The organism is Stenotrophomonas sp. YJH_SMC_57 (assembly GCF_059369755.1).
The window spans coordinates 256390-269155 of record NZ_JCAFSZ010000008.1; the positions used below are offsets into that span (position 1 = coordinate 256390).

Consider the following 12766-nt stretch of genomic DNA (forward strand, 5'->3'; position numbering starts at 1 on the left):
CGGCCGTGAATGCTCAGTGCAGCGCGCTGTCCGCGCGCGGCACCTGCACCTTGCGCACGGCAGCCACCAGCTGCGCCACCGAGTACGGCTTGGCCACGTGTTCCTGGAAGCCCGACGCCAGCGCGCGGCGGCGGTCATCGGCGCGCGCCAGCGCGGTCACCGCCACCGCCGGCAGGGTCGCCGCATCCACGCCCATGTCCTCGCGCAGCGTGCGCACCAGGCCATAGCCATCCATGCCCGGCATGCCGATGTCGGTCAGCATCACGTGGTATTGCAGGTGGCCGGTATCGGCCAGCAGCGCCAGCGCCTCGCCGGCCGAGCTGGCCGCAGCGACACTGGCGCCCTGCTCTTCCAGCATGCGCCGCAGGTACTCCAGCACTTCCGGCTGGTCTTCCACCGCCAGCACGTGCATGCCGCGCAGCGGATACGGCTCGACGATCACCGGTTCCAGGATCGGCCCGCTGATCACTTCGCGCAGTGGACGGCGCTCGGCATCGGGAATGTGCTGCGGCAGCCGCACGGTGAAGGTGGCGCCGTGGCCGTGGCCTTCGCTGGCGGCGGTCACGGTGCCGCCATGCAGCTCGACCAGCTGCTGCACGATCGCCAGGCCCAGGCCCAGGCCACCGTGACGGCGCGTGGTGGTGCCATCGGCCTGGCGGAAACGGCTGAACAGGTGATTGAGGAATTCAGGCGCGATACCGTCGCCGGTGTCATGCACGGTGATCACCCACTGGTTGCCGTCGGCCTGCAGCTGCAGGTCGATGCGGCCTTCGGCCGGGGTGAACTTGATGGCATTGGAGAGCAGGTTCCACAGCACCTGCTGCAGGCGGGTGGCATCGCCCAGCACCAGGCTGGGCTGCTCGGGCAGTTGCAGGTGAACGTCCAGCGCCTTGCCTTCGGCCACCAGTTCCTGCGCGCCGATGGCTTCGCCAAGCAGCAGATTGAGGTCCAGCACTTCCACTTCCAGCTGCACCTTGCCCAGCAGCATGCTGCTGAGGTCGAGCATGTCCGAGATCAGCCGCTTCTGCGCGCCGGCGCTGTTGGCGATCACGTTCAGGCCCTTGAACAGCGGGCTGGTGTTGTCCACGCGCTGCAGCAGCAACTCGCTCCAGCCCAGGATGGTGGTCAGCGGCGTGCGCAGCTCGTGCGACAGCGTGGCCAGGAATTCGTCCTTCAGCCGCGCCATGTTTTCCGCGGCACTGCGTGCGGCGCGCTCGGACTGCAGCAGTTCCTCGCGGGCCAGCTCGATCTCGCGGCGTTCGGTCACGTCCGGGCTGCTGCCTGCCAGGCCGATGAAACGGCCCATGCGCGAGAAGCGCGGCCGGGCGTTCATCTCCAGCCAGCGCCACTGGCCATCGGCGCGGCGCGCACGCACCAGGGCATGCATCGAGCGCTGCGCCTTCAGCGCCTCCTGCAGTTCGTACTCGAACACCGAGGCGTCATCCGGATGAACCAGGCCGCGCCACACGTCTTCCGGCACGCGCGTCTCGTCACCACCGAAGAACTCACTGAAGGCACTGTTGACGAAACGGGCGTGGCCGCGCTCGTCGAGCACCCACACCGGCATCGGCAGGCCATCGGCCAGCGCGCTGAAACGGGCTTCGCTCTCGCCCAGTTCCACTTCCATCTGCTTGCGCGCGGTGATGTCGAAGAACAGGATGCCGACCTTGTCTTCGCCGGGGCGACCCACGCGCACGGCATCGACGGCGAACGAGCGGCCCAGCGCGCGCGCCTCCATCTCAAACTGCGCCGGGCGGCCGCTGCGTGCGACCTCGCCGTAGATGCGGAACCAGTCCTGCTCATGGTTGGGCTCGAGCACCGACATGCGCTGGCCGCGCGCGTCCTTCAAGCCGGTGTGGCGTTCAAATGCGTCGTTGACCTCAATGAAGCGATAGTCGACCGCGCGGTCGCCCTCGAACATCACCTGGATCACGCAGAAACCGGCGTTGATGCGCTCAAGCACGCCATGATGCAGGTCGGGTTCGGGCGCCGGCACCATCAACGGTGGGCGCTCCACTAGGGGCGGCAGTGTGGACAAGGGCGTCTGGACGGGCCGGATTGGAGACACAGCATCTTCCAGAGAGCGTATTCACAGCGTCAAGCGCCGTCAGTCAGGGTTGACGACGATGAATTGGCGGCAACCGCTCTTGCGCATGACGTAATCGGCCGTTGCGGTGACCCGGAAGCGGGATCACACTCGATCCATAGACAGAACCGTCCCCATCGATGGGGCGCAGGAGACCGTCATGAACCGCACATTGGCCACCGCCCTGCTGCTGGCAGGCGCCCTCATGGCCGGCGCCGCGAACGCCGCGCCGCGTACCGTCACCGATCCGCAGGCCCCACGCGCGCTGCAGGCCGATGGCCCGGTCAGCGTGAAATGGGACGATCCGGCCGGTTTCACCGAACTCCGCCGCAGCACCAACCGCTTCGAAGCCGAACGTGGCGACTGGGTGCAGCAGCTGGCCCGCTACGTGCAGACCACGGCGGCCAAGCCACTGCAGTCCGGGCAGACCCTGGACGTGACCCTGGTCGACATCAAGCGTGCCGGCGACTATGAGCCCTGGCACGGCCCGCGCGGCAGCGACATCCGGATCATGCGCGACATCTATCCGCCGCGGATCACCCTGCAGTACACGCTGAAGGACGCCAGCGGCCGCATCGTCGACGAGGGCGAAGCCAAGCTCAGCGACAGCGGCTACCTGCACAACCTGGGGCTGAGGAGCGACAGCGATCCGCTGCGCTACGAGAAGCGCCTGATCGATGATTGGGTGAAGCGTCAGCTGACCAGCCAGGCGACCGCAGCGCGGTAATTCCGCGCCGCGCTCGGCTCTGGTAGGTGTCGACCTGGGTCGACACGCATTCATCGCGTCGAGCATCCAAGTAGCGCCGGCCGCTGGCCGGCTCCACCTCAGTCCTGATAGACGCGCGCCACGCGCTTGACCGCACACGGCAGCTGATAGGCACTTACGCCACAGCGTGGTGCCAGTTCGGACAACGTCGGCGCGGTACCCCACAGCTCCACGACACTGCCGATCCCCGCCTGCGGATGCGCGGTCAGGTCCACGGTCAGCATGTCCATCGACACGCGCCCGATCAGGCCCCCCGGCTGGCCGTCGATCAGCGCCGGGGTGCCGTTCGGGGCGAACTGCGGATACCCGTCGGCGTAGCCCAGCGCGACCACGCCAACGCGCGTGCGTGCCTTCGAGACAAAGCGGGCGCCATAGCCCACCGGCTCGCCGGCCTCGATCCAGCGCTCGGCGATCACCTTCGACTGCATGGTCATCACCGGGCGCAGCCGCGCAGTGATCTCCGAAGCCTCCGGCAGCGGATTGGCGCCGTACAGCATCAGGCCCGGGCGCACCCAGTCGCTGCGTACATCCGGCCAACCGAGCAGCGCCGGCGAATTGCACACGCTGGTCTCGCCGGACAGGCCGTCGATGGCGCGGGCGAAGGTCGCCGCCTGCTCATGGGTGCGCTCGCTGTCCAGCTCGTCGGCACGCGCCAGGTGGGTCATCAGCACGATGCGCTCGACCTGCGGCAGCGCCGACAGGCGCGCATGCGCGGCACGGAAGCTGGCCACGTCCAGGCCCAGGCGATGCATGCCGCTGTCCAGCTTCAGCCAGACGGTCAGCGGGCGCGGGCTGTCGAAGGCCGCCAGTGCTTCCAGCTGCCACGGTGAGCCCACCGCGAACCAGAAATCGTGCTCGGCCACCAGCGCCATGTCGCTGGGCTCGAAGATCCCTTCCAGCAGCAGGATCGGCGCACGGATGCCGGCCTGGCGCAGTTCCAGCGCCTCTTCGATGGTGGCCACGCCGAAGCCATCGGCCTCGCCTTCCAGCGCCTGTGCACAGCGCACCGCACCGTGGCCATAGGCATCGGCCTTGATGATCGCCAGGGCCTTGCCACCGCCCAGTTCACGGGCGAGCCGGTAGTTGCTGCGCAGGGCGCCCAGATCGATCAGCGCGCGGGCAGGACGCATGTGCGGTTCTCGTGTTGCGGGGCGTGACCGTACTGGCCGTAGCGGAAAATATCCAGGCCTTCGGTGCTGATCTGCGGCTGGCGCGCGCTCATCAGGTCGGCCAGGTAACGGCCCGAGCCGCAGGCCATGGTCCAGCCCAGGGTGCCGTGGCCGGTATTGAGGTACAGGTTACGGAACGGGGTGGCGCCGATCACTGGCGTACCGTCCGGCGTGGCCGGGCGCAGGCCGGTCCAGAACTGCGCGCGCGACAGGTCGCCGCCCTTCGGGTACAGGTCGCTGACCACCAGTTCAAGGGTTTCGCGACGGCGCTGCGACAGCGACAGGTCGAAGCCTGCAACCTCGGCCATGCCACCGACGCGGATGCGGTCGTCGAAACGGGTCACCGCCACCTTGTAGCTTTCGTCGAGGATGGTCGAGGTGGGTGCCATCGCCGGATCGGTGATCGGCAGGGTCAGCGAATAGCCCTTCAGCGGGTACACCGGCAGGCGCATGCCCAGCGGTGCCACCAGCGCGGGCGAGTAGCTGCCCAGCGCGACCACGAAGCGGTCGGCGGTTTCCAGCGTGCCGCCGATGCGCACGCCGCTGATGCGGTCGCCCTCGAACGCCAGGCCGGTGATGTCCTGGTCGAAACGGAACTCGACGCCGGCATCCACGCACATCTGCGCCAGGCGGCGGGTGAACAGCTGGCAGTCGCCGGTCTGGTCACGCGGCAGGCGCAGCGCGCCGACCAGGCCATCGACATGGGCCAGGGCCGGTTCGGCCTGGATGATGCCGGCGCGGTCCAGCACTTCGTACGGCACGCCGTACTGGGCCAGGATCTCGATGTCCTGCGCCGAGGCGTCCAGCTGCTGCTGGGTGCGGAACAGCTGGGTGGTGCCCAGGTCACGGCCCTCGAACTCGATGCCGATCTGCGCGCGCAGCTCGTTCAGGCAGTCCCGGCTGTACTCGGACATGCGCACCATGCGCGCCTTGTTGATCGCGTAACGCTCATGGGTGCAGTTGCGCAGCATCTGCCACAGCCAGCGGTACTGGGCCAGGTCCATGCCCGGCTTGATCGCCAGCGGCGCATGCTTCTCGAACAGCCAGCCGATCGCCTTCTTCGGCACGCCCGGCGCTGCCCATGGCGAGGTGTAGCCGAACGACAGCTGCCCGGCATTGGCGAAGCTGGTTTCCAGCGCCGGACCGGGTTGGCGGTCGATGACCGTGACTTCAAACCCGGCCTGTCGCAGGTACCAGGCACTGGTGGTGCCGATCACGCCGCTGCCGAGAACTAGGACTCGCATGGGACTTCTCCAACCCGATCATTCCCTGCACTGGAGCGTGCCGGGACCATAATTGGGGAAGTATAGACAGCCGATACCAGTTGATTTGCCTGATTTGAAATCAACCGGCAGGATGTTCTCCTGCAATTCATTCCCCAAGGTTGACGGCCATGGCCACCCGTACCCGCGAACTGGACAAGATCGACCGCAAGATCCTGCGCATCCTGCAGGCCGAGGGCCGCATTTCCTTCACCGAACTGGGTGAGCGGGTTGGCCTGTCCACCACCCCGTGCACCGAGCGCGTACGCCGGCTGGAACGCGAAGCGGTGATCACCGGCTATCACGCCCACCTCGACCCGGCGGCAGTGAAGGCCAGCCTGCTGGTGTTCGTGGAGATCAGCCTGGCCTACAAGTCCGGCGACATCTTCGAGGAATTCCGGCGCGCGGCGCTGAAGCTGCCCAACGTGCTGGAGTGCCACCTGGTGTCGGGCGACTTCGATTACCTGCTGAAGGCGCGGATCAGCGAGATGGCCTCCTATCGCAAGCTGCTCGGCAGCACGTTGCTGACCCTGCCGCATGTGCGTGAATCGAAGAGCTACATCGTGATGGAAGAAGTGAAGGAGACGCTGAGCCTGCCGATTCCGGACTGAGGGCTCGACGCGGTTGGGGCCAGAACCCGCGGTGCGGGATCCGACCCCGGGCCCGTCAGCGCTGCTGCGGGTGCTTCTGCGAGCGCTGCTCCTGCTGCTTGCCGCCCTTGTGCGGCTGCTGCTGATCCATCTGCTGCTGTTGCTGTTGCTGCTGCGGGTTGCGGCCCTGCGGTTCCTTGCCGGGATGACGGTTCTGCTGGTTTTTCATGATCGCGATCCAATGGACGAAGGACATGCGACGACGGGATGCCGGCGCATCGCCAAAGTGGTCCCGGAACGGTTAATCGCAGGCGAAAAAGCAGTGATCCGCACGCGGCTGTTTTCGTGCGTTCAGGCCGGCGCTAGCGGATCTGCTGGCCGTCGCCCTGCGGCACGCTGTCGTAATAGCGGCCGGTGCGCGAATCGAACACGCGGTTGGGACCGGCCGGGCGCACACCGGGGATGATGCGGCCATTGCGGTCGTAGACCTTGTCGGCCGGCTTCGGCGCCGGTGCCGGGGCAACCTGGGCCGGGCCGGTGGACCGGATCGGCTGCGCCGGCTGCGGTGACGGCAGCACCTGGGGCTGCGGGCGGGCCGCTTGCGGCGGCGGTACCACCGGCGCGGGTGCCACGGTGGTGGTGCTGCGGGTGGCGGTCGGGTTGGCGGTCGGTACCTGGGCCAGCGCCAGCGCGGGCAGCAGGGCGATCAGCAGCAGGGGAAGGGTCGGTTTCATGGCACGCTCCGGCGTGGATCGTGTTCACCTTGCGCCTGCGCCTGTGTGCCGGCCATGAACGGCCATCACACTTGCAAGGCCATGCCGCCACCCCCATTTCCGCAGGCATCCCCAGGCCATCACCCACGGAGAGCCGCATGACTGCCTTCGACCTGACGCCCCCGACCGCCACCCAGACCGAGGCGCTGATTGCCGGCCTCAGCAGCGAGGAGCGCCGGGTGCTGCTGCAGCACGGCACCGAAGCGCCGTTCTGCGGGGTCTTCCTCGACAACAAGCGCGAGGGCGTCTACTGCTGCCGGCTGTGCGCGCTGCCGCTGTTCCGCTCCAGCACCAAGTTCGATTCCGGCACCGGCTGGCCCAGCTTCTTCGCCCCGTTCGACCCGGCGCACGTGCGCGAAATCCGCGACACCAGCCACGGCATGGTCCGCACCGAGATCACCTGCGCCCGCTGTGGCAGCCATCTGGGCCATGTGTTCCCGGACGGTCCGCCGCCCACCTACGAACGCCACTGCCTGAACTCGGTCTCACTTTCATTCACCGGCAATGGCGAGCCGTGGCCTGATCCGCTGCGGCGTGGCGGTGCGGAGGCCGGTGTGGCGGGCTGAAACACCCCGCCGACCGATTTCACAGAATTCCCTCTTCAGAAAACCAGGTGATGGGCCGACAAGGAGATATCCCCGCTCCTTGCGTCGCGCCATGCTCATCATCGTTGGATTCCTGGTCGTCATCATCAGCGTGCTGGGCGGCTACCTCGGCGCACACGGCCGGCTGGGGGCGCTGTGGCAACCCTACGAGCTGGTCATCATTGGCGGTGCCGCACTGGGTGCGTTCCTGGTCGGCACCCCGGCCAAGACGGTCAAGCAGACCCTGCAGGCCATGGTCGGCGTGTTCAAGGGCCCCCGTTACAAGCAGCAGGACTACATCGATGTGCTCAGCCTGCTGTACGAACTGCTCAACAAGGCGCGCCGCGAAGGCTTCATGGCGCTGGAAGACCATGTCGAGCGTCCGGCCGAGAGTGCGCTGTTCGGCAACTACCCCAAGGTGCAGGCCGACCACCACCTGATCGACTTCATCACCGACTGCCTGCGCCTGATGATCGGCAGCAACATCGAGCCGCACGAGCTGGAGCCGCTGCTGGAACTGGAGCTGGAGAAGCACCACGCCGAGGCCATGGCGCCGTCGCAGGTGCTGACCAAGGTCGCCGACGGACTGCCCGGTTTCGGCATCGTCGCCGCAGTGCTGGGCATCGTCATCACCATGGGCTCGATCGGCGGTGACATCGTCGAGGTCGGTGGCCACGTGGCCGGCGCGCTGGTCGGCACCTTCCTCGGCATCCTGCTGGGCTACGGCTTCGTCGGCCCGATGGCCGCGGCGATGGAAGCCCGTGCCGAGCAGGACAGCCGCATCTACGAGTCGGTGAAGACCGCCCTGCTGGCCTGCCTGCGCGGCTACAACCCGAAGATCGCGCTGGAATTCGCCCGCAAGACGCTGCCGTCGAACGTGCGCCCGGCCTTCTCCGATTTCGAGCAGCACCTGAAGACGGTCAAGTAAGCCATGGCCGAGAACAAGCCCACCGTCATCGTCCGCCGGGTCAAGAAGGGCGGCCACGCCGCCCACCATGGCGGCTCGTGGAAGGTGGCCTATGCCGACTTCGTGACCGCGATGATGGCCTTCTTCCTGGTGCTGTGGCTGATGGCCAGCACCAGCAAGCCGGAACGGGCCGCCATTTCCGAGTATTTCCGCAACCCCAGCCCGCTCAGCGGCAAGAGCGCCACCCCCGCCCCCGGCATGGCCGGCCCGGGCGGCGCCAGCACCTCGATGATCAAGCTCGGCGGCGCCACCGACGTTTCGCGCGGCAACAGCAACGATCCCTTCCAGAACCAGAAGGAGGCGGTGCCGCAGCCAGTGGACCAGCAGCAGCGCGACAAGCAGCAGCTCGAGCAGCTGATGAAGGAGCTGCAGGAAGCCATCAGCAGGAGCCAAGCGCTGGAGCCATTCAAGGACCAGCTGCTGCTGGACCTGACGCCGGAAGGCCTGCGCATCCAGATCGTGGACAAGCAGAACCGGCCGATGTTCGACCTCGGCAGCGCCACGCTGAAGCCGTACACGCAGCAGATCCTGCACGAGCTCGCCGAATACCTGAACCACGTGCCAAACCGGATCAGCCTGACCGGGCATACCGACATCACCGCCTATTCGGCCGCACGCGGCTACGGCAACTGGGAACTGAGCGCCGACCGCGCCAACGCCGCGCGGCGTGCGCTGATCGATGGTGGCCTGGAGGACAGCAAGATCACCCGCGTGGTCGGCCTGTCCTCGTCGGTGCTGTTCGACAAGGCCGACCCGCAGAACCCGATCAACCGCCGCATCAGCATCGTGGTGATGACCCAGGCGGCCGAAGCCGCCGCGCTGGCCGGGGCCGGCCCGCAGGTGGGGTTGTCGGCACCCAGCGCCGACCCGGATGTGCAGGCTGCGCAGGGGCCGGCAAAGTAATCTGTGGGTGCGGACCAGGGTCCGCACCCACCCAAGCCATGGCCAGCGAGCGCACCCTGCAGCACCCGCTACAATGGCGGTCTTTCCGTATCCAGGTGACCCCACCTCATGTCCCAGAACTCCAAGGCCAAGCGCGACAAGCGCAAGAAGCAGCAGGGCAAGCGCCCGTTCCTCCGCCTGAACGCCCAGCAGCAGGTGCAGAACCACGCCGTGCTGACCAGCGAAGACGGCCAGGTGGTCGCCGCCATCGGCCTGCAGGGCCGCGAGTGGCTGCTGGCCATCGGCGGCCAGACCATGGGCAATGCCGAAAACCCGGTGCCGATGCTGGCCATGCTCAAGCACTTGGCCAACGTGCAGGAGAAGGAAGGCCGCAAGGTCAACCTGGAATACTCCGAGCTGCTGCAGAAGCTGCTGGACACCCTGGCCGAAGAGTCCGGCCAGACCGCTGACGAGTACCTGGACAAGCTGGTCGCCGAGTTCGAAGGCGTCGAAGCCGCCGAGGGCGAGGAAGAGGCAGCCGCCGAAGGCGACGTGGCCGAAGCCGCTGCTGCCGACGCCGAGGCCACCCAGGCCGCTGACAGCGACAGCAAGCCGCAGGCCTGAACCGGCCGCGGCGGTGACGGTCTACGTCGATGACGCGGTGCATCCCTGGCGCGGTCAGCGCTGGGCGCACCTGATGGCCGACACCCTGGCCGAGCTGCACGCGATGGCGGCGCAGCTCGGCATTCCACCGCGGGCCTTCCAGAACAAGGCCAGCGGCGCCCACTACGATGTCACTGCAGAGCTGCGCGCACAGGCGATCGCGCTCGGTGCACGGGCCATTTCCCGGCATGCCGACCGCGAGCTGGTCAAGGCAGTGATCGCCAACGCCCGGGCGCAGTACCGGCCGTAGGCTGCGTTGGTGGCTACCACTTGCTGTGGTAAGTGGGGCTACCACTTGCTGTGGTGGGTGCGGACCTTGGTCCGCACATCAGGCACAGGGCATGCCAACCAAGGTTGGTATCCACCCATGGGCGGGCTCCGCACCCACCTTCCCCGCTCAGAACGGGTCGCTGCCCAGCCGGATTTCCACGTTCAGCAGCGAGCACAGCGCCAGCATCGCGTCATCGTCGCGGGTCAGCGCCATCACGCCGCTGAAGCCGTCGCTGCCGGCGTCCACGCTCCACAGGGTGTAGTTGTGCTCGCGCAGGCGGTCGAAGGCCGTGGACATCAGCTGCACGCCGTCCAGGCCCTCGGCGAAGTCCTCATCATCGAGGTCGCCACCCCAGTCCAGCTGCAGGTTGAAGCGCGCCGACAGCTCGTTCACTGCCGACTGCAGCGATTCCAGATCGTCCCGCTCGACCTCGAAGCCGGACTGCCAGGCGATGGCCGTGAACAGCGCCGGCAGCCAGTCGCTGTCCGCTTCCAGCGGCTGCCCGTCCTCGGCCAGCTGCTCGCGCCAGCGGTTGAACTGCTGCAGCGCCAGCTCCTCATCGCCCGGGTTGATCAGCACCAGCAGGTTCCAGACCCGCGCCTCGAAGCCCTCCTCGTCGAAGTCGTGGATGTCTTCCTCGAAGTCGAAATAGTCGCTGTTGTCGGGCATGGCGGAACTTCCTCTGGGGCAGGCCGGCATTCTACGGTTTATCCTGTGCCGCTGAAGCCGGCCTTGGTGGCCGTCACTGTGAATGAAGCGATGAGCGATACCCCTCCCGACCACCTGGCGATCAATCCGGCCAGCCCCTTCCATGATGCGCAGGCGCTGGAGCGCGGCGTCGGCGTGCGTTTCAACGACGTCGAGCGCGACAACGTCGAGGAATACTCGGTCAGCGAAGGCTGGATCCGCGTGCAGGCCGGCAAGGCCCGCGACCGCCGCGGCAACCCGATGACCATCAAGGTCAAGGGCAAGGTCGAGGTGTATTTCCTGGAAACGAAGCCGGAGTAAGGCTGGAAGGTGTGCGGACCAAGGTCCGCACCCACCCGAGGTACACGGTCATTCGCGCTTGCGCGATTCCAGCAGGTCCAGGTTGCGGATCAGGCGCCGTGAGATCTCATCGGAGATCACCCCGCGCCGGGTCAGCCGGAACAGCTCCTCGCGCTCGGCATTGAGGCCGGCGCTGCGCAGCTGGCGGTAGCCCTGTTCCATGCGGCGCACCTTGTCCGGGTCCACGTCGGGGCCGTCACTGTCCTTTTCCAGGTGCCGCTGGTACAGCAGGCTCACCCGTGAAGCGGCGTCGTTGTACAGCTGCACGTTTTCGGTGTTCTGGTTCATCACCATCTGCTGGCGCATGCGTTCGACCCCGGCCAGCGCCGCCTTCGACGACAACCGGCGCGCCAGGTCCTCTTCCTTGCGTTCGCCCGAATCCGCCGGCAGCTGCAGGCCCTTCAACAGCTGCGGCAGCGCGATGCTGGCGCCCAGCAGCGAGAACAGGATCACCGATGCGGCCAGGAAGATCACCAGGTCGCGGGCCGGGAACGCGCTGCCATCGGGCAGGAACAGCGGCAGGGTCAGCACACCGGCCAGGGTGATCGCACCGCGCACGCCCGCTACCGAGGTCGCGACCACGATGCGCCAGTTCGGCGCCTCGCCCCGCTCCAGCCCGCGGCGGCGTGCGCGCAGCAGGTTCCAGCGCAGCGACAGCCACACCCACAGCAGGCGCAGCACGACCAGGGCCAGGTTGATCACCACCACGTACACCAGCAGCCACCACGCACTCTGGTGGCCGCTCTCGTTCATGGTGGTGGTGGCGCGCTCGACGATGCCCGGCAGCTGCTCGCCCAGCAGCACGAACATGATGCCGTTGAAGCTGAACTGCAGCATGTTCCAGACCCCGGCACGCTGCACGCGCATGCTGCCGGAGACGCGGCCGGTCAGCTCCACGTAGCTCATCGCGATACCGGCGGCGACCGCGGCGAGGATGCCCGACGCATGGATTTCTTCGGCCAGCAGGTAGGCGGCGAAGGGGATCAGCAGGTTGACCAGCATTGCCGCGCCCGGCTCCTCGCCGAAGCGGCGCCACAGCCAACGCTGGAAGGTCGATACGCCCAGGGTGACCGCCACGCCCACCGCCAGGCCGGCCACCGCCACCCACACGAAGGTCAGCGAGGCGGTGGCCAGCGAGAACGTGCCGGTCATCACCGCCGCCACCGCGAAGCGGAAGCAGACCAGGCCGGACGCATCGTTGAGCAGCGACTCGCCTTCCAGGATGTGCATCAGGCGCTTGGGAATCGGCGCCTTGGAGGCGATCGCACCGACCGCCACCGGATCGGTCGGCGACACGATCGCCGCCAGCGCGAAGCACACCGCCAGCGGCATCACCGGGATCAGCCAGTGGATCAGGAACCCGGCGCCGATGACGGTGAACACCACCAGGCCGAACGCCAGTTCGAGGATCGCGCCCTTGTCGCGGAACAGGCCCTGCTTGGGAATGCGCCAGCCATCGAGGAACAGCAGCGGCGGCAGGAACAGCAGGAAGAACACTTCCGGCTCCAGCGCGTGGCCGCGGTTGAACACCCCGGCGATCACCGCGCCCAGGCCGATCTGCACCAGTGGCAGCGGCAACGAGAACGGCAGGACGCGAACCAGGTAGCCGCTGGCGACAACGGCCACCAGCATCGCCAGGACGACTTCAATGGTATGCATGCTTCTTCCAGGAAGCGGCGCGCGGGGAGGCTCGGAAGCCAGCGCCG

Annotated in this window: 15 protein-coding genes; 8 read left to right on the forward strand and 7 right to left on the reverse strand. The window is 67.5% G+C overall.

Translation table 11 applies throughout. The features are described 5' to 3' along the window. Positions 1-13 precede the first annotated feature (13 nt). Entirely contained in the window at positions 14-1999 is a 1986-nt protein-coding gene (locus tag AC5P7U_RS13050; RefSeq protein WP_414555162.1) for a hybrid sensor histidine kinase/response regulator, read from the reverse strand. 247 nt (positions 2000-2246) lie between these two features. Between AC5P7U_RS13050 and AC5P7U_RS13055 the strand changes: the two genes are divergently transcribed. Beyond that, on the forward strand, positions 2247-2813 hold the full coding sequence (locus AC5P7U_RS13055; RefSeq protein WP_004154000.1) for a DUF3016 domain-containing protein: 567 nt from the start codon (positions 2247-2249) through the stop codon (positions 2811-2813). Between the two features lie 98 nt (positions 2814-2911). Here the strand turns inward: AC5P7U_RS13055 and alr are convergent, their stop codons facing one another. Together alr and AC5P7U_RS13065 are read right to left on the reverse strand one after the other, a co-directional pair. Then, positions 2912-3982: an alanine racemase gene (gene alr, locus AC5P7U_RS13060; protein WP_197564374.1), complete on the reverse strand. Its 1071-nt coding sequence runs from the start codon at positions 3980-3982 to the stop codon at positions 2912-2914. Further along, positions 3961-5265 carry a D-amino acid dehydrogenase gene (locus AC5P7U_RS13065; RefSeq protein WP_004153998.1) on the reverse strand — a complete coding sequence of 435 codons (1305 nt, stop codon included), beginning with the start codon at positions 5263-5265 and terminating at the stop codon, positions 3961-3963. The genes alr and AC5P7U_RS13065 overlap by 22 nt, the downstream gene beginning before the upstream one ends. Positions 5266-5414: 149 nt before the next feature. Between AC5P7U_RS13065 and AC5P7U_RS13070 the strand changes: the two genes are divergently transcribed. Next, positions 5415-5894 carry an Lrp/AsnC ligand binding domain-containing protein gene (locus AC5P7U_RS13070; protein ID WP_004140558.1) on the forward strand — a complete coding sequence of 160 codons (480 nt, stop codon included), beginning with the start codon at positions 5415-5417 and terminating at the stop codon, positions 5892-5894. Between the two features lie 55 nt (positions 5895-5949). Here AC5P7U_RS13070 and AC5P7U_RS13075 read toward each other — a convergent pair whose 3' ends face one another. Beyond that, positions 5950-6129 (reverse strand): hypothetical protein, encoded by a 180-nt coding sequence (locus tag AC5P7U_RS13075; protein WP_004153997.1) that lies wholly within the window; start codon positions 6127-6129, stop codon positions 5950-5952. Positions 6130-6235: 106 nt separating this feature from the next. Further along, positions 6236-6607, reverse strand: a complete 372-nt coding sequence (locus tag AC5P7U_RS13080) for a classical arabinogalactan protein 4 (RefSeq protein WP_197564375.1) — start codon at positions 6605-6607, stop codon at positions 6236-6238. A 137-nt stretch (positions 6608-6744) separates the two neighbouring features. Between AC5P7U_RS13080 and msrB the strand changes: the two genes are divergently transcribed. The 5 genes from msrB to AC5P7U_RS13105 all read left to right on the forward strand — a co-directional run bounded on the left by msrB (position 6745) and on the right by AC5P7U_RS13105 (position 9992). Continuing rightward, positions 6745-7212, forward strand: a complete 468-nt coding sequence (gene msrB, locus AC5P7U_RS13085) for a peptide-methionine (R)-S-oxide reductase MsrB (RefSeq protein ID WP_004153995.1) — start codon at positions 6745-6747, stop codon at positions 7210-7212. A gap of 91 nt (positions 7213-7303) precedes the next feature. Further along, positions 7304-8158: a flagellar motor stator protein MotA gene (gene motA / locus AC5P7U_RS13090; protein ID WP_008264562.1), complete on the forward strand. Its 855-nt coding sequence runs from the start codon at positions 7304-7306 to the stop codon at positions 8156-8158. A gap of 3 nt (positions 8159-8161) precedes the next feature. Then, positions 8162-9100 (forward strand): flagellar motor protein MotB, encoded by a 939-nt coding sequence (gene motB / locus AC5P7U_RS13095; protein ID WP_004153993.1) that lies wholly within the window; start codon positions 8162-8164, stop codon positions 9098-9100. Between the two features lie 108 nt (positions 9101-9208). After that, the gene (locus AC5P7U_RS13100) at positions 9209-9703 is read left to right on the forward strand and encodes a hypothetical protein (protein WP_197564376.1); all 495 of its coding nucleotides are present in this window, start codon (positions 9209-9211) and stop codon (positions 9701-9703) included. Positions 9704-9716: 13 nt separating this feature from the next. Beyond that, entirely contained in the window at positions 9717-9992 is a 276-nt protein-coding gene (locus AC5P7U_RS13105) for a DUF4031 domain-containing protein (RefSeq protein ID WP_004153991.1), read from the forward strand. A gap of 147 nt (positions 9993-10139) precedes the next feature. On the opposite strand, the gene AC5P7U_RS13110 is transcribed toward AC5P7U_RS13105, so the two are convergent. Continuing rightward, a complete protein-coding gene (locus AC5P7U_RS13110) occupies positions 10140-10682 on the reverse strand; it encodes a DUF6630 family protein (RefSeq protein WP_053509770.1) in 543 nt (180 codons plus the stop codon). Between the two features lie 90 nt (positions 10683-10772). Between AC5P7U_RS13110 and AC5P7U_RS13115 the strand changes: the two genes are divergently transcribed. Beyond that, entirely contained in the window at positions 10773-11021 is a 249-nt protein-coding gene (locus AC5P7U_RS13115) for a DUF3297 family protein (RefSeq protein ID WP_049456360.1), read from the forward strand. A gap of 48 nt (positions 11022-11069) precedes the next feature. Here the strand turns inward: AC5P7U_RS13115 and AC5P7U_RS13120 are convergent, their stop codons facing one another. Continuing rightward, a complete protein-coding gene (locus tag AC5P7U_RS13120) occupies positions 11070-12719 on the reverse strand; it encodes a Na+/H+ antiporter (RefSeq protein ID WP_008267158.1) in 1650 nt (549 codons plus the stop codon). Positions 12720-12766: the final 47 nt, after the last annotated feature.

What these genes read in the sequence shown, in the direction of transcription:
- AC5P7U_RS13050 (WP_414555162.1), bottom strand. Translation starts at nt 1,999, where the DNA reads ATGGTGCCGGCGCCCGAACCCGACCTGCATCATGGCGTGCTTGAGCGC.
- AC5P7U_RS13055 (WP_004154000.1), top strand. Translation starts at nt 2,247, where the DNA reads ATGAACCGCACATTGGCCACCGCCCTGCTGCTGGCAGGCGCCCTCATG.
- alr (WP_197564374.1), bottom strand. Translation starts at nt 3,982, where the DNA reads ATGCGTCCTGCCCGCGCGCTGATCGATCTGGGCGCCCTGCGCAGCAAC.
- AC5P7U_RS13065 (WP_004153998.1), bottom strand. Translation starts at nt 5,265, where the DNA reads ATGCGAGTCCTAGTTCTCGGCAGCGGCGTGATCGGCACCACCAGTGCC.
- AC5P7U_RS13070 (WP_004140558.1), top strand. Translation starts at nt 5,415, where the DNA reads ATGGCCACCCGTACCCGCGAACTGGACAAGATCGACCGCAAGATCCTG.
- AC5P7U_RS13075 (WP_004153997.1), bottom strand. Translation starts at nt 6,129, where the DNA reads ATGTCCTTCGTCCATTGGATCGCGATCATGAAAAACCAGCAGAACCGT.
- AC5P7U_RS13080 (WP_197564375.1), bottom strand. Translation starts at nt 6,607, where the DNA reads ATGAAACCGACCCTTCCCCTGCTGCTGATCGCCCTGCTGCCCGCGCTG.
- msrB (WP_004153995.1), top strand. Translation starts at nt 6,745, where the DNA reads ATGACTGCCTTCGACCTGACGCCCCCGACCGCCACCCAGACCGAGGCG.
- motA (WP_008264562.1), top strand. Translation starts at nt 7,304, where the DNA reads ATGCTCATCATCGTTGGATTCCTGGTCGTCATCATCAGCGTGCTGGGC.
- motB (WP_004153993.1), top strand. Translation starts at nt 8,162, where the DNA reads ATGGCCGAGAACAAGCCCACCGTCATCGTCCGCCGGGTCAAGAAGGGC.
- AC5P7U_RS13100 (WP_197564376.1), top strand. Translation starts at nt 9,209, where the DNA reads ATGTCCCAGAACTCCAAGGCCAAGCGCGACAAGCGCAAGAAGCAGCAG.
- AC5P7U_RS13110 (WP_053509770.1), bottom strand. Translation starts at nt 10,682, where the DNA reads ATGCCCGACAACAGCGACTATTTCGACTTCGAGGAAGACATCCACGAC.
- AC5P7U_RS13115 (WP_049456360.1), top strand. Translation starts at nt 10,773, where the DNA reads ATGAGCGATACCCCTCCCGACCACCTGGCGATCAATCCGGCCAGCCCC.
- AC5P7U_RS13120 (WP_008267158.1), bottom strand. Translation starts at nt 12,719, where the DNA reads ATGCATACCATTGAAGTCGTCCTGGCGATGCTGGTGGCCGTTGTCGCC.